Source organism: Peptidiphaga gingivicola, from assembly GCF_001652275.1.
GTDB lineage: Bacteria > Actinomycetota > Actinomycetes > Actinomycetales > Actinomycetaceae > Peptidiphaga > Peptidiphaga gingivicola.
On the sequence record NZ_LVZK01000001.1, the window covers coordinates 971792 to 996671 of the forward strand.

Genomic DNA, 24880 nt, shown 5'->3' on the forward strand with positions numbered 1-24880 from the left:
TCGATGACGAAGACACGGCTGCGTTCCCTTTTCGGCGGCGCGGCAACGTTATCACTGCTGATTGCACCGATTGCGGCTCACGCCGACGGGCGCGGAACCCCCGGGGGCTCCTCCGATTCGCAGATTTCCGCGGACGGCCGGCCGACGTACAAGCCGACGCCGCCTCAACCGGCGCATACTCAACCGGCGCAGCCGCGAGTTCCCAAGACGGCCGCCCCGAACCCGGGCGCCCCGGCTGCGAGCGCGACCGCCGCCCCGAGCCCGAATGCGCCTGCGGCCCCGCGCTCGAACGCGCCCGCCGAGGCGAACGGAACCGTGACCCTCGATCTATACAACCTGACCGACGTCCACGGGCACATCGAGAAGGCGAGCAAGAACGGGGCCGTCACCGAATCCGGCGTTTCGGCGGTCGGCTGCTACCTCGACAGGGCCCGCTCCGCCAGCGGCGACTCGTCCTTCACGCTGCTTGGCGACAACATCGGAGCCTCGCCCTTCACATCCGGCTCGCTGCAGGACAATCCGACCATCGCCGCGCTCAACGAGCTCAAACCCGTGGCCTCGACGATCGGCAACCACGAGCTCGACCTCGGCGTCGACGTCTTCAAGCATCGCATCGACGGAACCGGAGGGTACACGAAGGTCGGCTTCCCGTACCTCGGCGCGAACGTGGACGGCATGGGCCGGTACCTTGGCGACAAAGTGATATGGACGTCGGCCTCCGGCGTCCGGGTCGCCTTCATCGGGGCCATCGCGGGCGACGTGCCCTACAAGCTCAGCCCGGGCGCCACGGCGGGGTTGACGTTCAACGACCCGATTCCCAAGATCAACACGATGGCCAAGGAGCTCAAAGACTCCGGTCAGGCCGACGTCGTGATCGCCATGCTCGACGACGACGTCAAGAACAACTACCCGAAAATGGGCCCGTCCGTCGACGGGATCATGGGCGGCGACACGCATGTGCCCTACAAGTTCTCGATGGTGGACGGGGCTCGGGGCAACAAGCTCTCGGCCATAGCCTCCGGATCGTACACCGACAACCTCGGCAACCTGCAGATCACCTATGACAAGGCGGCGAAGAAGGTTGTGCGCTCCGAGGCCAAGCTCATTCCCGCTTCGGAAGTGGCCCAATGCGGCGAAAAGCAGTCGATCAAGCAGATCGTCGACAAGGCGGTGGAGGATTCCAAGGCGGCCGGCGACAAGGTCGTGGCCACGGGCTATGGCTCGGCGTTTTCCCGCGGCGTCTTCTCGTCGAACGGCGAGGCGCCCGATCCCGGTTCCAACCGCGGCATCGAGTCCTCGCTAGGCGACCTCGCCGCAGACTCACTTCAAGGGACCGTGACAACGAAAGAGGGCAAGCCGGTGGACATCGGCGCCATCAACGCCGGAGGGCTGCGCGCCGACCTCGTCCCCTCAGCGAACGGAGACATCACCTACCGTCAGACCTTCGCCGTCCAGCCCTTCTCCAACCAGCTGGGGTATGTGACGATCACGGGCGCGGACTTCAAGAAGGCCCTCGAGCAGCAGTGGAAGACCAACCTCAATACCCAGAATTCCCGGCCCATGCTCAAATTGGGCTTGTCGCGGAACGTAAAGTACACCTTTGACCCGGCAAAGCCTTACGGCAATCGCATCACGTCCGTAACGGTCAACGGAAAGCCGCTCGACCTCAAACGCAAGTACACAGTCGGCTCGGTCACCTTCCTGCTTTCCGGCGGCGACTCGTTCGACGCCCTGACAGCTGGCGGCGCCCCCGTCATCACCGACAATCTCGACCGCGACAAGTTCAACTCGTATCTGGCTGCCAACCCGGGCCTCAAACCGCGCGCCGCAAAGTCCTCCATCGGGGTCACCCTTCCCTCGGAGCCGGTCAAGGACGGCCAGACGATTGACGTTTCCCTTCGCGGGCTGTCCTTCTCAGAAGGGCCGTCGGTGACGAAGAACGTCAAGGTGAATGTGGGGGAGGCATCCACGACGTCGCCGGTGGACAACTCGTTGGCAGACCCGGACGCGAACAACGAAAAGGCGACGATCACGGCCGACGGCGCCGGCCGCGCAGTCGCCAAGGTGAAGGTTGACGGCAAATGCGCCGCGAATCCGGGGAAGCAGATCAAACTTCCCGTCACTGTGAGGACCGATTTCGCCGAAGTCGTGGGGGCCGAGCAGGGGCTGACCGTCACCGTGGCGTGCGGCGGATCGGCGCAGCCGACGGCTTCGCCTTCGTCCGCCGCCCCCGGAGCGCCTTCGACGCCGCCTTCGACCGCTGCCCCGGGAGCGCCTTCGACCAGCCCGAGCGGCACGGCAGCGCCCACCGCCACCGGCAGCGCGAAACCGACCCCGAGCGGCAATCCGAGCGACGGCGGCAAGCCAAGCGCGAGCTCGAAGCCGAGTTCCACCTCTGCTCCAAGCGCCACGGCGAAGCCCAGTGGCACGGTTAAGCCCAGTGGCACGGCGAAACCCGGCGGCCCCACGGCCTCGCCCAGCGCCACGGTTAAGCCCAGCGCAACCGCTGAGGCCCCGAGGCCCAGCGGCAACGCCTCGCCCAGCTCCGCGCTTCCGAGCGCAGTGGACCCCGGCGGCAACGGACCCAGCGACGGCAACAGGCCGGGAGACGACCTTCGGCCCAGCTCCACTGGGGATCCAGGTCCTGCGAAGGGCAATGCGCGCAAGCGCGGCGAAGGCTCTGTGCCGCATGCCTCCGCGGCGAGCCGCAACGCGGACGGGCCCGATGCAGACGTGAAGGCCAAGTCGACGGCGTCCAAGCGCAATCTGCACACGCCGGGTCTGGCGTACACGGGCGCCGAATCGCTTCCGCTCCTTATCGCGGCCCTTGTGCTTCTGTCCCTCGGCGGCTTGCTTGTGGCCCGTCGCCGGGCGGCCCGGGAAGACAACTGAAGCGACAGGCGGACGGCCGACGGTTGGGCGCCGAACTGGGCGCCCAACCGCGGACGCGTCTAACCTCCTCCCAGCCGATCGAAAGCGTATGCTGAGTAAAGCGCTTGCGCCGATCGCATGCGCCGATCGGACGGAGCGCCCCTGATGCGCCGCGGGTCGAACTATTATCCTCCCAACGAGTCGCGGCGCGTCAGTCTGCCCGGCGGCTTCATTTCCCTGCGCGGCGCGCAAAAGCCTTCCATTAGCGGAAAGCCCTGCTGCGCCGTCGTGCCTGTGCGGCACGCCTGAGTCCGCTTGGCGGGCGCCTTCTGACTCTTCCTGTCGATCGTTTTCTACTTATTCGCAGCGCGCGATTTTATGGCCGCTGTGATAAATTTCGACTTGTTTCATCCGTCTTGCGGCGATGTCGAGGCGGGAGCGCTGTGTCCTTGGGCGTCGTTTGAGAGGCAGGGAACTGTTCATGGTTGATGCCCGCCCGTCGCCGCGCAGCCTCAAACGCCTTGCGACCCTTCTTCTGTGGCTCGGCGCTCTGGCATACATCAGCACGATAGGCGAGGCGATCGTCGGCTGGCCTTTCGACATCCATGATTCTTACCTGTCCGAGTTGGCGGCTCGGCAGTATCCGAGGAGCTGGCTCTTCCGCCTCACAGATTTGCTCAGCGGCGTCGCTATCTTCTCCGGCACCCTGCTCTTCGTTCGGCAAGCGGGATTCCAAGCCGGACTCCGTCGATCCGCTTCGATCGAGCAAGGCAAAGGAGCCCTGCGCGCAGGCTGGGGCTCCTTTTGTCTCTTCCGCCGGGCCCTTGCCACGGGGCTTTCGATCTTCGCCCTCGCGACGATCATCGACAGCACAGTGACCCCTTTGGATTGCGCGTTGTCTCTGCCGGAATGCCGCGAGCAAATCAAGGCCGGGGAGGTGGGACGATACGAGTGGATGCACGACGCCTCAAGCGTAGCTGTGGGAGTGGGCACGGTGACGGTCGCTTGCAGCCTCATCCTGATCGTCCTTTTCCGTCATCGTGCCCGCTACTCGCTCGGGATGCGGATTGCGGCCTCCTCGCTTGCGGCCAGCGTCGTTCTCCTCGTCGGCTTCCTCACGGGCGCCGAACTTTTGGGGGTCGGCCCCGTCGGCGTCGTCCAACGAATCCAGGTTTCCCTGACCGGGGTTCTCATCGCTTTCGCGCCGGCGGGATTCGACCCGGAAGGAGCGTTCGCCGTGCGGCGACGCCGCGAGTGACGCGCCGTGTTCAATCCCGCCGCAATCGACGATCTCACAAAAATTGCACGCAGAAAACAGTGACCTTATAGAAATTTCACAAATATCTGTGATGTCATAGACCAGAAAACGGGGCTCAAAGGAGTCCATGCAGCTATGCTGCGCGACGAGCGAGGTGACGCGATATGACGTGGTTGATTCTTCCAGGGTGGGGGCTCCCCCCGAAAGACTACGAGAAGCTGGCGGGTCTCTTGGGGCCGGACACCCGCACACTCGATTCTTGGAAGGTCCCTCTGACGGCCGACACCGACGACATTCGCGCCGAGCTTGGAGCCTCGGACTCGCCGAAGGTCGACCTCCTCGGCCATTCGCTCGGCGGCCTCGCCGCGATCGAGTGGGCTCTTCGCCGCCCCGACCAGGTCAGACAGCTGGTTCTCATCGACCCCACCGCTCCAGACGAGGTCCCGTCGCGCTTCCATGTGGAAGGGAAGCTTCGACGGGGAATGGACAAGCTGGCCGGTGCGGCCGTCGAGGCCCTGTGGCGCGTGGGCCCCAGGATTCGCCGATGGGGAATCCGCCAAACCACCGGAAGCGAAGACACTCTTCCGATCGACGAGGCGCGTGCACGTTACGGGACGCGGGAAAACAGCCGACGCCTGGCCGAGCAGCTCTCGACCAGTTGGGAGCATGCCGCCCGGGTCGACGCTCTGCTCGACGCCGACGTCGTGCGACGTCGCAGCCCGGCTCCGCTGCTCCTCGTCGGCGCGGGCAACGGCAAGCAGCGCCGATTCCTGCGCAGCCAGTGGGATCTGGGGCGCAAGCTGCACGCCCGAACGATCATGCTGACCGGCCAGAATCACGTTTTCCCACTGACGAGGCCGGATCTAGTTGTGCGCCACATTCAAAGCCAGTAAACCGCGACGTCGCCCGGGCTCGGTCCGCACGCGCCCATAGCCCGCCTGAGCTCGGCCGGCGCCGCACCGCACGCTGCTCTGCCCTCAGAATTGTCCAAGCGCAGAAGAGCCGACCGCTTGCCAGGCGACAACACAGCCTCTGGCCCTCAAGTTGGCGAGGCGGGCTTCCGATCGTCAGCGGGCGGGGCGAGCCTCCGGGCGGACGAACGGGAAAGCGAGGGTCTCGCGAATCGAAGCGCCCAGCAGGAACATCGCTATCCGGTCGATGCCCAGGCCGAGGCCGCCGGTGGGGGGCATCCCGAATTCGAGGGCCGAAAGGAACTCTTCGTCGACCTCCATGGCCTCGGGGTCGCCGGCCGCTGCCCGCAAGGACTGCTCGGTGAGCCGCTGGCGCTGATCGACCGGGTCGGTCAGCTCGGTGTAAGCGGTGCCGAGCTCCATGCCGAATGCGACGAGGTCCCAGCGCTCGGCCAAGCGCGGATCGTCTCGATGGCGCCGCGTCAGCGGCGAGGTCTCCACCGGGAAGTCCGTGTAGAACGTGGGGGCGGTCGTACTGCCTTCGACGAGCTCCTCGTAGAGCTCGCTCACGAGGTCTCCCGCGGTCATCGAGGCGGCGTAGCGGATGCCTCGCTCCCGGCACAGCCGCTGAAGCTCGTCCGCGGGCGTGTCCGGGGTGACGTCGGCGCCGACGGCCCGCGAGACCGCCGCGTGCACGGATACGACCGGCCATTCGCCGTCCAGGCTCACGACGCCGCCGCCGGGTGCGGGCGCGACGGCCTTTCCGTGGACCGCCCACGCCGCCGTCCGAATGAGATCCTCGGCGAGCCTGCGCATCGTCGTGTAGTCGCCGTGCGCCTCATAGGCTTCCAGGGCCGTGAACTCGGGGTTGTGCGTGGAGTCCGCGCCCTCGTTGCGGAAATTCTTGCCGATCTCGAAGATCTTCTCGAATCCGCCGACGCACAGCCGCTTGAGATATAGCTCGGGCGCGATCCTCAAGGTCAAATCGAGGTCGTAGGCGTTGATATGCGTTGAGAACGGCCGCGCGTTCGCCCCGCCGTGGATGCGATTGAGCATCGGCGTTTCGACTTCGACGAAGCCGTGCTCGGCAAGCCTTCCCCGGATCGCCCGCACGGCCGCGCTGCGCGCGAGAAGGCGGCGTCGCGCCTCTCCGCCGAGCGCAAGGTCCATGTGGCGTTGCCGCACGCGTACTTCGGCGTCGCGCAGCCCCCGGTGTTTGTCCGGGGGAGGGGTGAGGCATTTCGCGGCCATGCTCCAGCTCTCCGCATGGACGCTGAGCTCGCCGGAGCGGCTGCGGCAAGCCGTGCCCGCAACGCTGACGAGGTCGCCGGGATCGACGGTCTCCCTCCAGAGCGCGAGTCCGGCTTCGGGGCGGTCGGCGGTGAACATGACCTGGAGTTCCACGCCTCCCTCGCGCAGGTCCGCAAAAAGAACGCCGCCGTGGTCGCGCACTCGCACAACGCGTCCGACCACCGAGACGGCCCCCGAATCGTCCCTCACGTCGCTGAGCGCGTGGCTTCTCGGCACGCTGGCGGGATAGGGGTCGATGCCGGCGTCGATCAGGCGCGCCAACTTCTCCCTGCGAATACGCTGCTGCTCGGAAAGCCGCCGCTCCGGCACGGTCGGCGTGAAAAGCTCCTCTTCCTGTTTGCGCACGGCCTCGGCCAGCTTTGCCGCCGTCTCCGGGAGGTTGAGCTGCGATGCTCGGGAGCGGCGCTGGAAGGTGCGGGGAAGCTCGGGGACGAAGCCTTCGGCCTGCCCGACGGCGATGAGCACCTGGGTCAGCTGCGCCGTGCTGCCGTAGCAAAGCAGGCGCGGGCGCCATTGCGGCAGGTACTTTTCGTTCGACTGGTAGAGAGAGTGAAGCTGCCACCAGCGCGAGGCGAAGACCAAAACCTTCCGGTTGAGCTTCTCCAGCGGGGAGGCGCCGATGCGCTCGCCGCGGGCGAAGGATTCCCGGAACATCGCGAAGTTCAAAGAGATTTGCGTGATTCCGAGCCTGTCGGCATTCGCGATCAGCTGGGTGACCATGAGCTCGGTGACGCCGGACACCGCGGCCGGGGAACGCCGCATAAGGTCCAAAGAGACGTCCCGGCGGCCCCACGGGACGAAAGACAGGAGGCCGCACACATGGCCCTCGGCCGTGTGCGCGGTGACGATCACCGTGCGCCCGTCGCGCGGATCGCCGATCCGCCCGGACGCCATGGAAAAACCCCGTTCCGGGCCGCCGCGCCGCCACACGTCGGCGATCTCGACGAGCTCCGCCAGCTCGTCCGCGGGAATCTCCGACTGACGTCGAACCTGCACCCGGTATCCGGCGTTCGTCGGCCCCGCGATCGCCTTGCGGACGGCTCGCAACTCCGGGCTTCCGAGCCGGAAGGAGGCGACGTCGATGACGGCTTCGTCGCCCAGGACGATTGCCCTAAGCCCCTGGGCGCGGTACGCCCTCGCCCCGTCTTCGCTGGCTGAGATGACTCCGGGAACCCAGCCGTAGGAACGCGCGTGCTCCAGCCATTTCGCAATTGCCTGGGGCCATGACTGCCTGTCTCCGATGGGATCGCCCGCGGCCAAGCACACGCCGAAGACCACGCGAAACGACAGGGCGGCCTTGCCGTCGGGGGAGAAGACCGTTCGCCGATCGTCCCGAGTCGCGAAGTACCCGAGCGAATCCGCCGAGCCGCCGACGACGAGGAGCCGCCGCACCGCCAGTTCGTCGTCGTAATCCCTTTGGGCGTTCTGCGGCGCGGCGCGGAGGAAGACGGCGATGGCCAACACGAGAGTCGCAACCGAGATGACTCCCGATGCCGTCTCCACCCAGTACGGACCCTCGATGGGGGAGCGGAAGGGGCGCTGGTCGGACGGAAGGCCGAGCGCCACGGAAATGCTCCAGTTGACCGCGTGGTGGAAGGGAAGTCTGCCGAACCCTGCCGTTTCCAGGGCAAAAAAGGCGAATCCGGCCGACGTCGCGAACCCCAAAACGATGACGAGGCACGCCCGCCGCAAAGCTCCGGGGGCCAAGCGGGCCGGAAAGGCGCTGCGCATCCAGAAGGCGCTCGCGACGACGAACAAAGCGAATGCGACGGACACGAGATAATGCCAGCCGTGCGGGCGGAATCGCTCAGAAGAGCCCGAGTTGATGTGAGAAAGGACGGTTGCGACCGCCAGTGTGACGATCACGGAGATCTGCCACATCGCCACAGACAGCCACAGCGCGGCGCGCTGACGCCGCAAAAGCCCCAGCGAAAGGAATGTGAGCAGGAAGAAGGACAACAGGGTCGGATAGGAGGGGATGTTCGTCACATTGAGGACGCGGGCGACGTCGTAGACGAAATCCGGAACGAAGGCCAGCAGGAGCAGGGCGACCGCCTGCCACACGGCAAAAGCCTGCACAGTGAACACCAGGATGCGCGCGCCGAGCTCCTTGGCCCGGCTCGGGCCCTTCTTGCCGCTCGCGCACGTCGGGTTCTCAGTCGCTGCGAGCGTCCCGTCCGACATCACCGAATGCCCGTCCGACGTCACACCGTCCAGCGCGTGCTTTTCTGGCATGCGCCCTTCTTGCATGGATTTCCCCGACGGCATGCGCCCCTCCGGCGCCGCGCCGTCCGAGGCGCTGTTCGCTGTCGTCGGCTGCTCGCTCGTCAAATCCCTTGTCCTTCTCATCGGCGATTCACGGGGCGCCCGGAAAACGCCTAGGCCCGTGGGCCCGAGCGCCGGTCCGTCTGCATGCCCTTGGCGTTCATGTGCGGTTTACCCGTGAAATTTTCTATTGGAACTGTAACGGGTCGGGCGCCGCGCAGTCCATCGGAGGGGGCTTCGAGTGACGATTGTCAGCGATTCAGATGCGCGTATCAGATGCGCGCAGCGAAGAGACGCTTTCCCGAGCGGGCTTTTGCCGGGCAGGCGCCCGCGACGCGCCTGCGCTCGCATTGTGGATGCCCGCAGTGGAACCTCATCGGGATCGTTTATGTTCGAGTCATGAAGGAACGAAACGACTCACAGCGCGCACTGATCGTCGGGCTCGGGATTTCCGGCATGGCTATGGCCAAGGGCCTGCACGAATGCGGCTGGGACGTGACCGTCGTGGAGCGCGCCCCCGAGCGTCGCCGCGGAGGCTACTTCGTCGGGCTCTTCGCCGCCGGCAAAGTGGCTGCGAAACAGCTGGGATTCGATGGAATGCGCAACAGGGCGCCCAAAGTTCGAGACAACTACGCACTGGGCAAAAACGGCGAAAAACGTCGGGGACTCGGTTTCGGCGACCTTCCGGGCGACCCGTGGCTCGTGCTCCGCAGCGACATTGAAAACGCCGCCTACGAGGCGATCGATGCGCTTGATCCGAAGGTCGACGTGCGGTATTCGACCGTGCCGACGCGCGTCGAGCAGGACGGCGCCGGCGTCGACGTGTGGCTCAAAGACTCTTCGGACGGCACGGAAAGCCGCGAGCGCTACGACCTGTTGGTGGGCGCCGACGGCGTGCATTCAACGGTCCGCAAACTGGTCTTCGGGCCGGATGAGAAATACATTCGCCATTTGGGATACATGATCGTCGCCTCCCAGATTCCCGAGGATCTTCCGGGGCTCGAACGCGGCCAAGGCGCGACCTTCGCCGAGGCCGGCAAATCGCTCTGGGTGTTTCCCTTCAAGGACCGTCCGGCCACCGTCATGTTCAGCTACAAGGCCGACGACGTCGCCGCCGAGTTCGCGGCCGCCTCGCCTGCCGCTCGAATCCGCGAGGTGTACGGCCCGCGAGCGGCCCCGCAGGTCAAGGCCGCGATCGATCAGCTCGAACGCGCCGACGAGAGCCTTTTCGACGAGGCCGTGCAGGTCCGGATGGACCGATGGCACAAGGGGCGGGTCGTGCTCATGGGCGACGCCGGATGGTGCCTGACCCTGTACTCGCGGATGGGGGCCTCCACCGCGCTGGCGAGTGCGAATTTGCTGACCGCGATCATCGGTCAGAGGAGGGGCGACGTCGAGGGGGCCCTCGAAGAGTGGGAGGCCAGGTCGCGTCCGTTCATCAGGCACTACCAGAAAGTCGGTGCGCGCAACAGGGCGTTCTTCACCCCGGCGGGCAGGGCAGGCGGGACGGCGCGAGCCCTTGCCATGTCGGTTTTCAAGCGCCCATGGGGGCGTTCGCTGCTTGCGTCCTTCGTCGGAACCGGAAGGAAAGGCAACGGGCTCATGAAATCGGTCATTCCCGCGCGGGGGCGGATTTCGTCTTCCCGGCCGCGCGAATGACCGGGGCTTTTGATCTTTTCGGCTCCCGATCGATCCTTCCGGCTCCCGATCCTGGGCCTTCGGTCCGTAGGGGCAGGGCATCCCGCAAAGGGGATGACGAAATTCATTGAAAACCGTACTATCTTTGCCTTGCCCGCGTCCATGGCGGAAAGTAGCGTTGAGTTATGAGCACCTGGCCCCTTTCTTCGGCGCGTGTCGGCGCCGTTTGCGTCGCTGCGGTGCTTGTTCTGGCGGGCTGCCGCGGATCGGACGCGGACAGTTCCTCGACGGGACCGGGGCAGTCGCCGAGCCCGGGGGTTTCGACGTCGCCTGGCGCCCGTGCCGGGGCAAGCGGACACAAGGCTGGCGAAGCTAAGCCGACGGCGTCCTCGGGTCGCCGGGGCGCTCCCTCCCCCTCGGACGATTTCACGAGGACGGCCGTCAAACCCGAGGAACCCAAACCGTCGAACCCTTTCGACTCGCTTTACGATCGGGGTTTCGGTCTCGCGGCTCTGTCTGCAGACCCTGCGGGCGCCATGGAAAAGCCCGCTGTCGCGGACGACCTGAAGAAGTCGGCGGCGCTCGATCCCGTAAACAAAACTTTCATCTATCGGGCGACGGACGCCAGCAAGGCCGAGGGCAGCTTTGTGCGCCACGACAACTCGCGCAAGCAGGCCTTCAACGCCGACAACACTCGTTTCATCGCGCGCGACGGGCAGGGCGCCTGGTACCTTTACGACGCCGCCACATTCAAACTGATCAAGAAACTCGGCGAACTCAAGGGCAATTGCGAGCCGATCTGGCACGCTTCGAATCCGAACCTGCTGCACTTCACTTTGCGCGACGGCGGGACTACGTGGTGGACGTACAATGTCGAGACCGAAAAAGGCGAAGTCATGTTCGATTTCTCGGGCAGGACGCCGTGGTCTCAGGCCACGTCGTTTTCAACGAAAGGCCGGAGCATGACCAGCGCCGACGGTCGTTATCTCGCCCTCATCGCGACGAGGCACGACGAGGCGACTCGGACCAGGAACGTCTATGGCCTGGTCGTGCTCGACGTCAAGGACAAGCGAATCGTCGGCACGCTGGACGCCAAGAACTTCCCTAGGCCCGGAGCTTCCCCAGACTATGTCAGCGCCTCGCCCAGCGGGAGGCACGTCGTCGTCTCGTGGCCTGGGGACGCCGGAGGAACGCGCGTCTACACCCGCGACCTCAAGGATTCTTTCGAGCTTCCGACGACGTCGAAGCACGCGGACATGGCATACGGCCCACAAAAGCAGGACTATTACGTTTTTGCCGACTACAGCAAAAACCAACTCTCCGCCACCGATCTCGACTCCCACGAGCGCATCGACCTGCGCAGCCTGTACCCCGCCAACGGCGAAAACTATACGTTGGACATCAGCGGACAGGCGTACGACAAGCCCGGGTGGGCCGTGGTCTCGACGTATGGGGAGAAGAAAGACGACGTTTCGGACGAAGCGGCGCCTCAGGAGCGAGCCGAATACCGGAAGGTGTGGCTGGTCGAGTTGAAAGCCGGCGGGCAGGCGTTGAGCGTGGCCAACGTTCGAACGAACGCTTCCGCGATCGGCGGCTCGTCGAAGGACGCGGCCCCCCAAGCGGTCAGCGACCCGGATTTCTTCAAGCCGCAGGCGAGCGCCTCGCGAGATCTGAGCAGAATCGTCTTCGCCGACAACTTCGGTCAAGGGCCGATCGAGAGCTACATGGTGGGCCTTCCGAGCTGGGCCGTCAGATGACGCATCCGGACGGCTGAGCCGGGCCCAGGCTTCGACCGCCGCTTGGGTGCCTGCCGCAGGGCAGAGCGCCCGTCGCAAGGGCCCCGCCGCTGCAGGGGAATGAGCTCGCCGCCCCGCGCACCTTCCTGCGGCCTCACTCTTCGCGCCACTGCCAGTCCATGACCCGCCACGGGAGGTCGGCGAAGAAGGAATCGAGCCGCTCAACGTGAGGGTTGAGCACGGCGGCCACGATTTCCGGGTCCTTGTCGCGGTAGGCGCCGGGCAGGCCCAACGCCTCGTAGTCGACGTTTAGTTCACGCGTCGCCTCGCCGCCGATCGAAATCGCTATGCGGTTCGAGTCGGTTGCCGCGCATCGGAATTCCGTTCGGTCCCAGGGGATCTGCGTCGTCGTCGGCGTCGCTGCCTCCGTTTCGCGCGCGACTCGGTAGACGCACGACGACGTCATGAGGAAGCCCGCGGGTCCGGGGCAGTCCATCCAGGCGAAAGGCACGCCCTCGACTTCGTCCTTGAGTGCCTTGAAAGCCGGCCAAAACCGGTTCGAGTGCGCGGGTTCCGAGCCTTTCTTGCGAGACAGGTCGGGCAGATGGACGGCTGCGGCGTTGGCGGGGTCGAGAAGAATGAAGTCCACCCCGTGGCGGCGCGCCGTCTCAGCCCAAATGCCGTCGGCGGCTTCGCAGCAGCGCCTATACTCGGCCTGGCTGGCCGAATTGTGGGCGAGGACCCGTCTTGCCTCCTCGAAGAGGATGCGGGACGCGAACCGTTGGGGGCCGAGAGCATGCGAGGCCTTCGGCGCAGGGGGTTTCACGGCATTGACGTGCGCCTTGTATTCGGCGAGCGTCTGCGCGGGCAACAGGGGCGCCAGATTCTCGGCGAGCCAGCTCAGGTTAGGGCGAGGCCAAAACTCGGCGGCTTCGAACACGGGGGCGGGCGAGACCGCGAAGCCGTAGACGGCGCTCAACAGACTCCCGTCATTCGAGTCGCCGTTTGACGGTTCGCCGGCAAGGATGGCGCCCAAAGCGCACGAGGCAAGGAACTGCTCCCATCCCGTGTATAAAGCGGCGATTTTCCCTCCATAATGTTCGATCGCTTCCGCCGCGGCCTCGTCGTCGATGAGCCGCGAACTGTAGGCTGCAGACAGCAGAAAGACGACGAAGGCGTCGTTCAAGCCCAGGGGGCCGCGGTTGTCGGCGACTGCCATGAGCCACGCGGGAACCCTCCACTGCTTGGAGGAGGCCGCGCGGCTCGTCTGATCGATTGCGAGGTTCGCGGGCTGGAATGCGAGGCTCTCCTTCGCGGCCTCGTTCGCCTTCTTGACGCCGAGTTTTTCGAATGGGCCCAGGCGCGGCGCGAGGGCGCGGACCGAATCGAGAGTTTGCATCGAATCCGGGGTCCGCGGCGCATCGGAGGCCTGTGCCGCGGACCCGACGGCGGCCTCACCGGCGCCGCCGTCGGACCCGGGAAGATACATCTCTTTCACAGCAAAGGAAAGATCGTTCGAAATGCGCGCCTCGTCGGGAAATCTTCCGTAGACGTCCGCGATGAGCCGCAGTGCGGACGCGCCGTCTTCCGTTCCGGCCCTCTCGTCTGCTGCGGCAAGCTTTCTCATTGCGCACTCGGTCAGGTCCTTCATCGCCGAATCGCGGCTTTCGGACGCGCGCTGAGGTATCGCGACCGACAGCAGGTCCTCGGCTACCACGCTCGGAGCGAGGGGCGTGAGATGATGCAATTCAAAGCGATACGGCGCGCTCAACAACATGTACTCGGACTTCAGTTCCATTTGCCTAGGCTCGCGCTTCTTTGTTGTCCATCCTTGTTCCAGGTCCCGTGCTTCCGGGCCCGGGAGCATTCGGCTCACTCGCGTGGAATTGCCCCGAGGGCCTCGCAATTGCCCCGAGGGCCTCGCCTTTCGGACGAAGTCGACGACCCTCTGGAGACGACGGGCTGACCCGCTTCATCGTACGTATGCTTTCGCCTCTGCGCAATGCCAGTCTGCATGAAAATAGGACACTCTGCTTGAAAAAGGCGGCAGTGGGGACGCGCGGATCCTGGTACTCGACTAGCGCGAACATTGAACGTCGGCAAGGGCGGAGTTTGGGATGAGACAGGGGTGGACTTCGCCCCAGCCATTCGTTTTTTGGGTGGGGCGTCTCTAGATAGAATGCAAGAAGTCTTCACCCCATCCGTTTCGGATGCGCAAACAAAACTTGACGGCAAATGGGAAGGAATGAAAATGTACGAAAACAGCAGCTACGGCGGCGCCAGTCATCCTGGATATGATTGGAATCAGCAGCAGCCGGGCGACTTTTACACCGATGCCCAGGCGCCCCGTCCGGTCGGAGGAAGCGCGTGGGGCGGCAAAAAGCCTGCGAAGCGCTCGCGCGGGTCGCTGGGGGTGGCCGGATTCTGGGTGTCCGTCTCCGCTTTGATCGCGAACGTCGCAGCGGTGCTTCTCTTCAGGAAAGGCATCCATGATTTCTTTGAAGCGCCGCTCGCCGATCCTGGCGCGTTTCCCGACGACGGCGGGATGGCCAACTTCTTCCTCTTCGCCGTCCTGATGCTGTTTGCCGGGGTTTGGGCCGTTGCAGGATTGGCCCTGGGAATTGTCGGCCTGGTTTTCTCCTCGAAAGAGGGAAAGGCAAGAAACAAGGTTTACTCGATCCTGGCGATCGTTTTCAGCGTCTGCAACCCGATCGCAATATCGATTACGCTTAATTGGTCCGTTTTCTTGCCCGCGTGACCGCTTACAGGCTTCCTTGTGGTCTTCGATTTCTTTGACCGCTCCGAGCTGGCCATCGACGACCTCTCCGAGCCAGCCATCGACATTGCCCAGGCTCGGAGCGGGCTCATTCGTCGAATTCTGGGATGGCCACGGCTTTGCCGAAGGAATCTCGGGAGGCAAGGTATGCGTGGGCTTGCCGCATCTCGCTCAGGCGGAACGTCCGCTCCGGCTTCACGTCGATCCGGCGGTCCTCGATCGTCGAGATGAGCGCTTGCAGTCTTTCGCCGTCGACGTCGCCTGAATAGAATCCAGTCAGGCATCCCCCGTTTGTGTCCACGATGGGGTCGAAGCCGTCAAGGGTCCACTGCCCGCCGAGCAACCCTGTGATGCACACGGTTCCGCCCGGCCTGATGTGGGCGAAGGTGTCTTGTGCCGCCGCCGGGCCGACCAGATCGAGGATCGCATCGAAGGAGTCTTCCGTCTTCAGCGCATTGCGATCGTCGACGACGCAGCGGTCGAACCCCTCACCGAGGAGGCGTTCGCCCTTTTGCGCGCTGCGCGTCGAGCCTGCGACGCGGCACGAGGGGTAAAGGGCCTTCACGAGTCTCAAAAACGCGACCCCCACTCCCGACGTCGCGCCGCGCACCAGCACGTCGTCGCCGTCCTCAATGCGAAGCCTTTCCAACGAACCGAAGGCGGTGTAGTAGGTCTCGGGGACAGGGCCAGTTGCTCCCACGGCAGAGATGTGGAGACCGGGTAGACCTGTTCGTCGGGCAGGAGCGCGTACTGCGCGTAACCGCCGTCGAAAGCGCGCCCCATCTCGCCCATGATGGAAACGACCGTCTGGCCCGCGTGGAGGCGAGCGTTGAATGTGCGTTCCACCTGCCCGACGCACTCGATTCCTAGAATGCGGGGGAACGAGACCGACGGCGATTTGCCTTCGCGCGTGAAGATCTCGGAATGGTTGACGCCGACGCCGCGGACTTTGACGAGCGTCCACCCGGGGCGCGCTTCGGGCGTCGGGACTTCGCGGCACTGGAGGGCCTCCGGTCCGCCGGCCTCGTAAACCACCACGGCTTTCATGTTGTTTCGCCCAGCCTTTCTTTCCGTGCCTTTGCTTTCCCTCGGTTACTTTCCCTCGGTCGCGCCGCATGCCTGCGACGCAACCCTCTCTTTGTACTCTTCGCCCCAAGATTCGAGGGCGGCGAAGACGGGGGAGAGGCTCATGCCCAGCTCCGTGAGCGCGTATTCGACTCTAGGCGGGACCTCGGCATAGGCGGTTCGCGTGACCAGCCCGCAATCGGCCATCGCGCGCAGATTGGATGTGAGCATCTTCTGCGAGATTCCGCGCACGGAACGCTGCAATTCGCTGAATCTGCACGCACCCTTGAGCAGGTCCCGAATGATGAGGATGCGCCACCGGCTGGAGATGAAGCCGAGCGCGACTTCCACAGGGCAGTCCGGGAGACCGTCCGCGGCTTGATCCTCCCGAGGGGTGCGGGTCTCCCGAGGGGTGCGGGTCTCCTGAGGATCGGGCCGGGAGTGCGCGTGCGCGGCATGAGCCGCCGTTTTCTGCGCGGGCTGCGAAGCCTGGGGCCGCGGGCGCGGCTCTTCTGACACGGCCTCCGACTCCCGCAGCTGGCGTTCCTGCGTATGCGATGCTTGATTTTCGTTCATATTCCGCATTGGTTTCCTGTAGGTTCCTACAGCACTTTAAAGTGCCTTCTTTCAAATTTACACCGAGAACCTTAGCCTGGTTCCGCAAGCCCATTCAAAAGAGCGCCATGAAAAGGAGCGTCATGAAAACAGCCGCAGCTGAAACGCCCGAGGCCGAAATGCCTTGCGGGCCGCTGAAGATCGGCGTCATCGGAGCGAACGGAAAATCCGGTTCTCTCATCGCACGCGAAGCGGCCGCCCGCGGGCACGACGTCACGGCAGTCGTCCGCCGAGACGTCGAGACCCCCGCCGGGCGCGCCCTGGTGCGCGACGTCTTCGACCTGACGGCGGGCGATCTAGCGGGTTTTGACGCCGTCGTCGACGCATTCGGAACGTCGAGGCCTGAGGACCTCCCGCTGCATAAGCGTCACCTCGAGCATCTTGCATCGATCCTCGCAGGGACCGCGACGCGGCTGGTCGTGGTCGGCAGCGCCGGAAGCCTGTACATCGACGGCGATCACACGACCCGGGTGCTGGAAAGCCCTCAGATGCCCGAGCAGTTCAAGCCTGTGGCCTCCGCGATGGCCGACGGGCTCGACTATCTGCGCACGCGCGGAGACGTTGCGTGGACCTACGTCAGCCCGCCCCTCGATTTCCGGGCCGACGGCGAGCGAACCGGATCCTACATTTTGGCGGGGGAGGAGTTCACGTTGAATTCGAACGGCGAGAGTGCCATGAGCTATGCGGACTACGCTATCGGCCTGATCGATGAGATAGAGGCCGGCAAGCACGTGCGCGAGCGCATCAGCCTCCTCTCGTAGGCCGTATGCGGCGGCTCGCCCGTGCGATCGGGCGCAGGCCCTGGCGGTCGGGTCTCGGTTCGCCGTAGGCGCATGGCGCGGCGTGCCCGAGGCGTCGGCGTTCGCTACGACGACGCGATGCGAAACGTCGCGCTACCTGAGCTTGACCGGCGCCGCCCCTTGGCCTTGCGCGTCGAGGATCGAGCCGAGGAGGCCGGGGAACCTTTCGTCTAGCTCCTCGCGCCGCAGATGGACGTAGCATCTGGTCCCTTCGGCCCGCGTGGCCGTGATCCCCGCGGTTCGCAGCACCTTCATGTGGTGGCTAAGCGTCGATTTGGAGACGGGCGCATCGAACTCGCCCCATTGCCTTTCGGACCCGTCTGCGAGCAGGCGAACCACGCCGAGCCTCAGCGGATCCGAAAGCGCCGCGAGCACCGCGGTCAGGGGCACGTCCGCGAGGTCGGGATGAACACTCCTTGCCATTCCTCTAGTATTGCATTACCGTTGTTCTATCTTCGTCGAACATCGAACAAAGGATGTGTTGAAAATGAGTCACACGGAGAACGAGGCGAGCAGCGGCAAAGAGACAGCGGAAGATCCGAAGGGCGCCGCAGATGTCTCCGAGGCCGAGATGGGGCGTGCCGGGCGCGGCGGAAAGCCTTCGGCCAACGAAGCTGGAAGTCCCGCGGGGAAAAGGAACGGCTCGGGAACAGCGCGCCCGGCCGTGATTCTGGGCGGCGCCGTCGCCTTCCTCGTAGGCTGCGACTCCATGGTCGTAGCCCCGATCGCCCCCGAAATACTCCAAAGCTGGGGCGCTTCCGCCTCGCTCTCCGCCCTCCTCGTGGCCGCATACGCCCTGGCGTACGCAGCCACGAGTCCTTTCTTCGGGGCGCTGGCGGACTATCGGGGCCGCCGGCCGGTTGCCGTCGCGGGATTGGCCGTCTTCGGGGCGGGCACGGCTTTGACCTTCGCTGCGCCGAATCTCGCGATGGGCCTCGCCTGCCGCGCGCTCGCGGGACTTGGCGCGGGGATGGTCATGCCGACGGTCTTCGGCGAGGTCGTCAGCCGTTCGACGCCGCAAACGCGCGGCGCGAATGTCGGAGTGGTCACAGGCATGCTGTTGTCGGCCACCGTCGTGGGAGTTCCGATCGGGTCGCTTCTGGCCTCCGCCGTCGGATGGCAGTGGACCTTCCTTCTCATTGCCATTCCCGGCTTTCTCGCAATATTCCCGGCGGTCCGGGTTTTCTCCGGCGTCGGGCGGCAGACGGCCGACGTGCGCGCGGGCGACGGCGAATCCGCGACGGGCGACGGGCCGCGAGGCGGTGCCTCCGCTGCCGTCGCAGGAATGCTGAAGGCGGCGCTGACCCATCGCGGGCTTCTTTTCCTCCTTCTGAGCACCGGTTTGTGGCACGCAGGATTCGCCGTTGCGTACACGTCGATCGGGGCGTTCTACGAGGACCGCTATGGCTTCGGGGCGGCCGAAATGTCCTGGGTGACGCTCGCGGCGGGCGCGGCGGGAATCGTCGGCGCGGTCGTGGGCGGGCGTCTGCTCGCGCGATGGCACGCCGCCTACTATACGGCGGTCGCGGGAGGCGCCGCCGCCCTTGGCGTGACGGCGGTCGTCTTCTCGCCGGGCCCCGTGGCCGTGACCGTACTCGGGCAGATGGTCTGGAGCGTCGGCGTCGTCGCTGCGCAGCCCGCATTCATGACTCTCGCCGCCACTCTCAACCCGCGATTGCAAGGGACCGCGTTGGCGCTCAACGGCGCCGCTCAGTATTTTGCGCAGTTCGTCGCTTCGTCGGCGGGGGCCGCGATCCTCACGGCGACGGGCAGCTTCGCGTGGCTTGGCGGGGCGTCCGCGGCACTGGCCGCGATATCCGCCATAGTCATTCGCGGCGTCCGCACTCGCTGAATCCGAGGGGAGCCCGTGGGCCGCACTCGGCTCGGGCCGGCAGGCCGTCAGCCTCGGTCGAGGGCGTCGAGGAGCTCGCGTTCCTCGGCGTCGGTCAGCCCCGAATGCCCCGCGCAATCGACGGAATTCTCCAGCGCCCAGGCGAGCAGGTCGGCGTAGGTTTCGCGCGCGGGCGCGGTCGGCGCAAAGGCGGCTCGGCTCTCTGAGGGCGAGTGTCGGTTTCGATCGGTTAGAAGGCGGAGCGCTTCGGAGTGCGAGCGCAGTCTGCAAAAGAGAGATTGGTCAGTGAAATGTTCGGTCAGCTCGTGGCGCGCCCGGCGGCCCACTCGGCCACGCGCCGAGCGCTCTCGCTTTCGGATATGTCTTCGACCCTGGACATGATCGACCATCGCACGCCGAACGGGTCGAGAATCGAAGCGTAGCGGTCGCCGGAGATGAAGGTGCTCGGCTCTTCGCGCAGGGTTGCGCCCGCGGCGAGGGCCCGCGACACGACGTCGTCGACGTTGGGACAGTACAGGCCCAAGGAATAGCAGGCGCCCTCCGAAGGCGGCGGGACCAGGCCGTACTCGGGATTGGGTTCACCCACCTGCAGCTTGCCGCTCCCGAAGTCGAGCTCGGCGTGGACCACCACGCCGTCGAATTCCGTGACATCGACTATCCGGGCGTCGAACACCGAGCGATAGAAGTCCAAGGCCTCTTCCGCGCCGATGATGGCGAGAAAAGGGGTGAGACTTGTTGAACCGTGCGGGATTCCGTCGGTTGTATGCTCTCCTGTGACTCCAAGTTCGGTCATGTTGCCAAGCATACAGGCTGCGTCGGTTTTGCACAGGAGGCGGATCGCCGTCGCCGTCTTGTCGTCTTGTCCCGGCAAGCCCGTCGCGCTTCTTCGTTTTGACCAGCCCGTCGATTCGTTTTGACCAGCCCGTCAATGGGCGCGGTCAGAGCACCCTGGTCGATGCGAGCCGAGCGGCGCTTAGACTCCGGCTGGATAATGGCGGCATGGGAAACAGAAGCGACAGCGCCAGGGACGGCGAAAGCTGCCGGGGCCGCGCGGGCAAGGGCGGGCACAGGAACGCCGGCGGACTTGGAGGCGGCGAAAGCTGTCTGGATTCCGTGGGCGGAAACGTCGACGGCCAGAAAGACGGCATTCGGAACGACGGCGCTGGCGATGCTCGCAGGGGCGGCAGGGGTGCGTCCGAACGGCGAGGCGGTTGGCGGCGCGCGACGGCGAAGGTCAGACCCGGGTGGGCGGGCGGCGTCGAAGGTTGGACCGAAGATTGCCTCGTCGAAGTGTCGGTGAAAATCGTGCCGTCGGCGGGTGCCCGGGAAGCGGTCGCTCCACGCTCTCCAACGGAGGTTTGCGCCCCGGCGCCGTCGGCGAATGCCTGGAAGGCTGTGCGGGATGCGCTCGATGCGTGGATGCTCGGGCTCACCCCCGACCCGGAAGGCCGAGGGTCTCGCGAAGCCTTCGGACTGTGGGGAGGGGCGTCGGTCCGGCGCTGGGAGGACTCGGGATGCGTTCGCCTCTCGATCCTCTCGGGCGGACAGGATGGGCCGGACAGCGTCGAGTCCGTTTACGACGAGGCCGAGGAGGCCGTGCTCGCCGTCGACCCGAAGGCGAGCGTCCAGTGGATGCAGGACGTTTACTCAGGGCCGCCCCGATGAAGCCGCGGAGGGGCTCTTCGACGCAGTCGCGGCGACGGCAGTTTTCGCGCGACGGCCGTGCTTCGCATGGGGCGCTTTTCACGCGGGACTCTGCCTCATGTGGCGGGGCGCGCTTCGGACGGGCCTCCTTTCACGCGGGGCTCTGCTCGTGCGGCGGGGCGCCCTTCACGCGGGGGCTCCTTCGCATGCGCGCGCCGCACGGGTCTAGATCAGGACGCGCATCGATATCTCCGCCGTTCTGTCCTTGGGGAGCTTGTTCACCCACGAGGGGGAGGCCGAAACGCGGGAAAGGCCGATGAAGAGCTTCTTGCGCCATTTCCACATCGAGCGTTTGCTCCCTTCCATGATGTGGATGTGGGAGAGCATGAAGAAGACTTCGTCGTCGAGCCTCCAGGAAAGTTTGAGGGTCCGCTGGCCGTGGCGGATGGTCTCCGTCAGGTCGCGTTCGTCCATGAATCCGTAGCGGACGGTCATATGCGTGACGCCTCGCACCGGTGAGGCGATCTCGTCTAGAATCACCCGCTTAGAACGCGGAACGTGTGGTGTGGGAAGGGTCTTGATCGAGACGATGACGACGTTGTCATGCAGCACTCGATTGATCTCCGTGTTCTTCCTCAATGCGAGGGGCGTGGTTGTGAGCATCGAATGGGGGTAGATGGCTGTTCCGGGGATTCGCCGAATGGCGGAGGCCGCCAAACCCTGGAGGTACTCGGAAAGGCTTCCTTCGCCGGCTCTGCGCGAATGCGTCACGAGTTCCTCGCCGCGCCTCCAGGTGGTCATGACAACGAGCATGAACGTCGCGATCGAGAGCGGAAGCCAGCCGCCCGTCGCGATCTTCGTGACGTTTGCCGCGAAAAGTGGAAGTTCCACGGCCAGGAGCACCGCGGCGGCCAAACCCGTCGCCCATCCTGGCCAGCGCCAGCCCGCCCGGGTGAGCAGCAACAGGAGCGACGTCGTCAGAAGGAAATCCGTGGTGACCGCCAGTCCGTAAGCTGCGGAGAGCCGCTCGGAGTCCTGGAAAATGAGGATGATCGATGCGACGGAGACGAAAAGCAGCAGATTGACGGCCGGAAGGTAGATCTGGCCTGACTCGGTGGCCGAGGTGTGCTTGACCTTCATGTGCGGAAGGTAGCCCAGGTGGGAGGCCTGCCGCGCGATCGAGTACGCGCCCGAGATCACCGCTTGCGAGGCGATGAGGGTAGCCAAGGTGGCCATGAAGACGAGGGGCACGGTCAGGCTGCTCGGAACGAGCATGAAGAAGGGATTGCTCAGCGCTTGCGGTCTGTCGATGAGGAGGGCGCCCTGGCCCAGATAGCACAGGGTCAGAGAGGGCAGGACGACGGCGAGCCACGTGCCCTGTATGGCCCGGCGCCCGAAATGGGCGATGTCTGCATAGAGGGCCTCCGCGCCTGTGACAGCCAAAACGATGGCGCCCAGGGCGACGAAGGTGGTTCCCGGGTGGCGCGAGATGAAGGAGACGGTCTCCACGGGGGACAGCGCCACGAGGATGCGCGGGTTGCCGACGATGTGGGGAACCCCCATGCACGCCAGAATTCCGAACCAGGCCAGCATGATCGGGCCGAAGACCCTTCCCATTTTCGACGTTCCCTTGCGCTGGGCCAAGAAAAGCGCGGAGAGGATCGCGAGCGCGGCTGGGACGACGTACTCGGTCATATCGGGAAATGTCACCTCGAGGCCTTCGACGGCGGAAAGGACGGATATCGCGGGGGTGATGACGGAATCGCCGAAAAACAGGGCTGCTCCGAAAACGCCGAGGAGGGCGACGGCGGAGGCGATCCGGCCGGGCCTCAGGCTGCGGCGGACTCTTGTGGCGAGGGCGAGAATCCCGCCCTCGCCCTCGTTGTCTGCGCGCAGAACAAAACACACGTACTTGATCGTGACGATGAGGACGAGAACCCAGATGATGCAGGAAATGACGCCGGTTATGTCGTCTTCGTCCAGATGCACGGCGCCGCCGTCGAGCGTGAAAACCGTGCGCAGAACGTATAGGGGACTGGTTCCGATGTCGCCAAAGACGACCCCCAGGGCAGCCAACCCGAGGCCCGCCGATCCGGCGTGCGCCGCGGCGCCGCCTTTCTTGCGCGAAGATGCGACTTTCATGCCGGCTATCCTACGCCCGGCACCTCGGGTGTGGCCCAATCGTGGGCGTCAGCCGCCCGCCGAGGGCGGGCGGAGTGCCAACCGGGCAGGCCCGGGGCGTGGGGAGAAGACCGGGCAAAAGCCGAGCCTCAGCGGCCTCACCGGGGCGGCTCACCGCCGCTCCCGGCCGGTGAGCCAATGGCGAAAGGGGGTCACAGGCTTTCGCGTGTGATTTTCACGAGCCAGAACTCTGGTCCGTTGACGAGGACTTCGTAGGCGAAAGAGCCCGGGAGCTGCTCGACCTGGGCGAGAAGGGGAGCGGGCAGGTGCCCCGCCTTGATCGTCAGCGCGAATCCCGGGTTCAGCGAGGCCAGGGCGCCGAGAATCGCCGCGTGGCGGACGAAGTGCGGGATGGCGTGGACGTCGAGGATTTCGTCCTCGGAGGTGTCGAGGATCTTATAGGCTGACGCCGACGTCGAAGCCTTCGCCTTTGCCTCCTCGGCTTTTTCGGTCTTCTCGCCGTGATCGTGACCGCATCCGCAGGTATGTTGGGACATGGAACTCCTCCTTTGTTGAAACAGCTGTTGAAACGGCGCAATGATTCTACGCGGCGAGGCGAAGAGCGGGCGCGGTGCGCTTCGTTTTCAAGCTCAGCGCGAAGCGTCGGGGCTGGCGGGGCCTCGCCCGAGGCATGCGACTTTTGCCGGCCTTGAGCCTGTTTTCAAAGCCATCGCCTTCCATTAGGATGAAAACAAGTGTTCTGCGCATGGAGGATGAGGAATCGTGAATGCTCAGATTTTCCCGCGCGGCGATCGGCTTCCCGAGGGGACGTTCACCGGCGCCGCCTACTTGTATCCGCTTGAAGACAACGATCTGCTCAATGCGGGCGCGGTCACGTTCGAGCCGGGGGCTCGGAACAACTGGCACGCCCATCCCGTGGCCCAGCTGCTCGTCGTGACCGCGGGAGAGGCCCTTTGCAAAGAGGAGGGCAAGCCGGCCGTGCGCGTCCGCACCGGCGAGAGCGCATACACTCCGGCGGGAGTGCGCCACTGGCACGGGGCTGTCCCCGACGCCGAAATGACGCATGTCGCCGTGACGCTCAAAGGCCCCGACGGGCCCGTGGAATGGGGCAGGCCGGTGACCGACGAGGAGTACGCGCAAGCGGCGGCCGAAGCAGTTTGACGGGAGAGGCGGCTGCGAGACTGTGACCGGCGCAATGGAGATCGGCGGGAAGGCGATGCGCAAGCTCGCCGAGTCCGGTTGGGTTGCCGCGCCGTCGGCAGCGGCGGCCTTGTCGGAGGCCGGCCTCCCGCTGCCCGACGTCGGATACCTGGCTGAGGCGTTCGACAAAACGGTCTGGAAGGCCGCCGAGGATGCGGCCCGCGGCCTCGCCGAGCGTTTTCGGACGGCTCGGTTCTTCGATGCGACGGAGTTCGAGCCGCTTCTCGTGCCCGATCCGTCGAGATTCGACGTGCGCGTCCCGGCGCCGGAGGGAGTCCGAGCAGATCAGCCCGAGGTGCTCAAGCCCGATTTTCTAGACGAGAGAATCGGCGAGGGCGTCAATGCCTGCGAGGAGGCAGACGCGTGGACCCTGTTCGTCGCGGCGACGTCGCCGGCGGGTTTGGCGATGGGCAGCTATGACGACGTCGCGGGCGCCCCGTCCGAGGTCTTCACCGTGGAGGGCTTTGACACCCGTTCCCTCATGATCCGCCAGCTGTGGTGCGCCCTGACCTTCCAATGCGGCCGCGAGATGCCCGACTCGGAGCGGCGCGAGGCGTGGACGTTCACCGTGTTCGCGGGGGAGGCGCCGGTCTCGGGCTCCGTCGTCTCGGGGACCGTGCTGCACGGCCAGGTCCGCCAGCGCCTTGGAAAACCGACTCGCGGCATTTCGTCTGCGAGGGTGCGTCCCGCTGTGAGGATTGCGGGCGCCAGCGGGTGAGGACAGACGGGCCAAGCCCATCCGGTCCCGCGGTCGGAAAGGCCGAAGGGACGCCCCGCGGCGACGCATGTGCGCTTG

The 24880-nt window shown here is 65.5% G+C and carries 21 protein-coding genes; 11 read left to right on the forward strand and 10 right to left on the reverse strand.

The window, feature by feature from the left end:
* Positions 1-3: 3 nt before the first annotated feature.
* The 3 genes from A4H34_RS03980 to A4H34_RS03990 all read left to right on the forward strand — a co-directional run bounded on the left by A4H34_RS03980 (position 4) and on the right by A4H34_RS03990 (position 5022).
* Positions 4-2892 (forward strand): 5'-nucleotidase C-terminal domain-containing protein, encoded by a 2889-nt coding sequence (locus A4H34_RS03980; protein ID WP_331711610.1) that lies wholly within the window; start codon positions 4-6, stop codon positions 2890-2892.
* A gap of 460 nt (positions 2893-3352) precedes the next feature.
* Positions 3353-4129 (forward strand): DUF998 domain-containing protein, encoded by a 777-nt coding sequence (locus A4H34_RS03985; RefSeq protein ID WP_064231164.1) that lies wholly within the window; start codon positions 3353-3355, stop codon positions 4127-4129.
* Positions 4130-4293: 164 nt separating this feature from the next.
* Entirely contained in the window at positions 4294-5022 is a 729-nt protein-coding gene (locus A4H34_RS03990) for an alpha/beta fold hydrolase (RefSeq protein WP_064231165.1), read from the forward strand.
* Positions 5023-5196: 174 nt separating this feature from the next.
* On the opposite strand, the gene lysX is transcribed toward A4H34_RS03990, so the two are convergent.
* Positions 5197-8586 (reverse strand): bifunctional lysylphosphatidylglycerol synthetase/lysine--tRNA ligase LysX, encoded by a 3390-nt coding sequence (gene lysX, locus A4H34_RS03995; RefSeq protein WP_231870942.1) that lies wholly within the window; start codon positions 8584-8586, stop codon positions 5197-5199.
* 429 nt (positions 8587-9015) lie between these two features.
* On the opposite strand from lysX, the gene A4H34_RS04000 reads away from it, so the two are divergent.
* Together A4H34_RS04000 and A4H34_RS04005 are read left to right on the forward strand one after the other, a co-directional pair.
* On the forward strand, positions 9016-10275 hold the full coding sequence (locus A4H34_RS04000) for an FAD-dependent monooxygenase (RefSeq protein WP_064231166.1): 1260 nt from the start codon (positions 9016-9018) through the stop codon (positions 10273-10275).
* 164 nt (positions 10276-10439) lie between these two features.
* Positions 10440-12011, forward strand: a complete 1572-nt coding sequence (locus A4H34_RS04005) for a WD40 repeat domain-containing protein (protein ID WP_231870943.1) — start codon at positions 10440-10442, stop codon at positions 12009-12011.
* Positions 12012-12144: 133 nt separating this feature from the next.
* Here the strand turns inward: A4H34_RS04005 and A4H34_RS04010 are convergent, their stop codons facing one another.
* Positions 12145-13788: a DUF1266 domain-containing protein gene (locus A4H34_RS04010; RefSeq protein WP_064231167.1), complete on the reverse strand. Its 1644-nt coding sequence runs from the start codon at positions 13786-13788 to the stop codon at positions 12145-12147.
* Between the two features lie 291 nt (positions 13789-14079).
* Between A4H34_RS04010 and A4H34_RS04015 the strand changes: the two genes are divergently transcribed.
* On the forward strand, positions 14080-14748 hold the full coding sequence (locus tag A4H34_RS04015) for a hypothetical protein (RefSeq protein WP_156510251.1): 669 nt from the start codon (positions 14080-14082) through the stop codon (positions 14746-14748).
* A gap of 106 nt (positions 14749-14854) precedes the next feature.
* On the opposite strand, the gene A4H34_RS11215 is transcribed toward A4H34_RS04015, so the two are convergent.
* The 3 genes from A4H34_RS11215 to A4H34_RS10630 are packed head-to-tail and all read right to left on the reverse strand — an operon-like array spanning position 14855 to position 16407.
* Positions 14855-15382 carry a zinc-binding dehydrogenase gene (locus A4H34_RS11215; protein ID WP_231870997.1) on the reverse strand — a complete coding sequence of 176 codons (528 nt, stop codon included), beginning with the start codon at positions 15380-15382 and terminating at the stop codon, positions 14855-14857.
* Positions 15337-15813 carry an alcohol dehydrogenase catalytic domain-containing protein gene (locus tag A4H34_RS11365; protein ID WP_231870945.1) on the reverse strand — a complete coding sequence of 159 codons (477 nt, stop codon included), beginning with the start codon at positions 15811-15813 and terminating at the stop codon, positions 15337-15339. The genes A4H34_RS11215 and A4H34_RS11365 overlap by 46 nt, the downstream gene beginning before the upstream one ends.
* A 45-nt stretch (positions 15814-15858) precedes the next feature.
* Positions 15859-16407, reverse strand: coding sequence for a winged helix-turn-helix transcriptional regulator (locus tag A4H34_RS10630; RefSeq protein WP_082903054.1), 549 nt, complete (start codon positions 16405-16407; stop codon positions 15859-15861).
* 122 nt (positions 16408-16529) lie between these two features.
* On the opposite strand from A4H34_RS10630, the gene A4H34_RS04030 reads away from it, so the two are divergent.
* Positions 16530-17207 carry an NAD(P)-dependent oxidoreductase gene (locus A4H34_RS04030; protein ID WP_197480412.1) on the forward strand — a complete coding sequence of 226 codons (678 nt, stop codon included), beginning with the start codon at positions 16530-16532 and terminating at the stop codon, positions 17205-17207.
* A 132-nt stretch (positions 17208-17339) separates the two neighbouring features.
* On the opposite strand, the gene A4H34_RS04035 is transcribed toward A4H34_RS04030, so the two are convergent.
* Positions 17340-17669 (reverse strand): ArsR/SmtB family transcription factor, encoded by a 330-nt coding sequence (locus A4H34_RS04035; protein ID WP_009199556.1) that lies wholly within the window; start codon positions 17667-17669, stop codon positions 17340-17342.
* Positions 17670-17733: 64 nt separating this feature from the next.
* On the opposite strand from A4H34_RS04035, the gene A4H34_RS04040 reads away from it, so the two are divergent.
* Positions 17734-19098 (forward strand): MFS transporter, encoded by a 1365-nt coding sequence (locus A4H34_RS04040; protein WP_064231169.1) that lies wholly within the window; start codon positions 17734-17736, stop codon positions 19096-19098.
* 47 nt (positions 19099-19145) lie between these two features.
* Here A4H34_RS04040 and A4H34_RS04045 read toward each other — a convergent pair whose 3' ends face one another.
* Both A4H34_RS04045 and A4H34_RS04050 read right to left on the reverse strand, forming a co-directional pair.
* Positions 19146-19424 (reverse strand): hypothetical protein, encoded by a 279-nt coding sequence (locus A4H34_RS04045; protein WP_064231170.1) that lies wholly within the window; start codon positions 19422-19424, stop codon positions 19146-19148.
* Entirely contained in the window at positions 19397-19891 is a 495-nt protein-coding gene (locus A4H34_RS04050; RefSeq protein ID WP_050758840.1) for a VOC family protein, read from the reverse strand. Before A4H34_RS04050 ends, A4H34_RS04045 begins: the two co-directional genes overlap by 28 nt.
* Before the next feature lie 206 nt (positions 19892-20097).
* Here A4H34_RS04050 and A4H34_RS04055 point away from each other — a divergent pair, with 206 nt between their 5' ends.
* A complete protein-coding gene (locus A4H34_RS04055; RefSeq protein WP_064231171.1) occupies positions 20098-20763 on the forward strand; it encodes a hypothetical protein in 666 nt (221 codons plus the stop codon).
* 204 nt (positions 20764-20967) lie between these two features.
* On the opposite strand, the gene A4H34_RS04060 is transcribed toward A4H34_RS04055, so the two are convergent.
* The gene (locus tag A4H34_RS04060; RefSeq protein WP_064231172.1) at positions 20968-22884 is read right to left on the reverse strand and encodes a potassium transporter Kup; all 1917 of its coding nucleotides are present in this window, start codon (positions 22882-22884) and stop codon (positions 20968-20970) included.
* A 191-nt stretch (positions 22885-23075) separates the two neighbouring features.
* On the reverse strand, positions 23076-23420 hold the full coding sequence (locus A4H34_RS11370; protein WP_009199550.1) for a DUF2249 domain-containing protein: 345 nt from the start codon (positions 23418-23420) through the stop codon (positions 23076-23078).
* A 226-nt stretch (positions 23421-23646) separates the two neighbouring features.
* On the opposite strand from A4H34_RS11370, the gene A4H34_RS04070 reads away from it, so the two are divergent.
* On the forward strand, positions 23647-24045 hold the full coding sequence (locus A4H34_RS04070) for a cupin domain-containing protein (RefSeq protein WP_197480413.1): 399 nt from the start codon (positions 23647-23649) through the stop codon (positions 24043-24045).
* Between the two features lie 22 nt (positions 24046-24067).
* The gene (locus A4H34_RS04075) at positions 24068-24802 is read left to right on the forward strand and encodes a hypothetical protein (RefSeq protein ID WP_156510253.1); all 735 of its coding nucleotides are present in this window, start codon (positions 24068-24070) and stop codon (positions 24800-24802) included.
* Positions 24803-24880 lie beyond the last annotated feature (78 nt).

What these genes read in the sequence shown, in the direction of transcription:
- A4H34_RS03980 (WP_331711610.1), top strand. Translation starts at nt 4, where the DNA reads ATGACGAAGACACGGCTGCGTTCCCTTTTCGGCGGCGCGGCAACGTTA.
- A4H34_RS03985 (WP_064231164.1), top strand. Translation starts at nt 3,353, where the DNA reads ATGGTTGATGCCCGCCCGTCGCCGCGCAGCCTCAAACGCCTTGCGACC.
- A4H34_RS03990 (WP_064231165.1), top strand. Translation starts at nt 4,294, where the DNA reads ATGACGTGGTTGATTCTTCCAGGGTGGGGGCTCCCCCCGAAAGACTAC.
- lysX (WP_231870942.1), bottom strand. Translation starts at nt 8,586, where the DNA reads ATGCCAGAAAAGCACGCGCTGGACGGTGTGACGTCGGACGGGCATTCG.
- A4H34_RS04000 (WP_064231166.1), top strand. Translation starts at nt 9,016, where the DNA reads ATGAAGGAACGAAACGACTCACAGCGCGCACTGATCGTCGGGCTCGGG.
- A4H34_RS04005 (WP_231870943.1), top strand. Translation starts at nt 10,440, where the DNA reads ATGAGCACCTGGCCCCTTTCTTCGGCGCGTGTCGGCGCCGTTTGCGTC.
- A4H34_RS04010 (WP_064231167.1), bottom strand. Translation starts at nt 13,788, where the DNA reads ATGGAACTGAAGTCCGAGTACATGTTGTTGAGCGCGCCGTATCGCTTT.
- A4H34_RS11365 (WP_231870945.1), bottom strand. Translation starts at nt 15,813, where the DNA reads ATGAAAGCCGTGGTGGTTTACGAGGCCGGCGGACCGGAGGCCCTCCAG.
- A4H34_RS10630 (WP_082903054.1), bottom strand. Translation starts at nt 16,407, where the DNA reads ATGAACGAAAATCAAGCATCGCATACGCAGGAACGCCAGCTGCGGGAG.
- A4H34_RS04030 (WP_197480412.1), top strand. Translation starts at nt 16,530, where the DNA reads ATGAAAACAGCCGCAGCTGAAACGCCCGAGGCCGAAATGCCTTGCGGG.
- A4H34_RS04035 (WP_009199556.1), bottom strand. Translation starts at nt 17,669, where the DNA reads ATGGCAAGGAGTGTTCATCCCGACCTCGCGGACGTGCCCCTGACCGCG.
- A4H34_RS04040 (WP_064231169.1), top strand. Translation starts at nt 17,734, where the DNA reads ATGAGTCACACGGAGAACGAGGCGAGCAGCGGCAAAGAGACAGCGGAA.
- A4H34_RS04050 (WP_050758840.1), bottom strand. Translation starts at nt 19,891, where the DNA reads ATGACCGAACTTGGAGTCACAGGAGAGCATACAACCGACGGAATCCCG.
- A4H34_RS04055 (WP_064231171.1), top strand. Translation starts at nt 20,098, where the DNA reads ATGGGAAACAGAAGCGACAGCGCCAGGGACGGCGAAAGCTGCCGGGGC.
- A4H34_RS04060 (WP_064231172.1), bottom strand. Translation starts at nt 22,884, where the DNA reads ATGAAAGTCGCATCTTCGCGCAAGAAAGGCGGCGCCGCGGCGCACGCC.
- A4H34_RS11370 (WP_009199550.1), bottom strand. Translation starts at nt 23,420, where the DNA reads ATGTCCCAACATACCTGCGGATGCGGTCACGATCACGGCGAGAAGACC.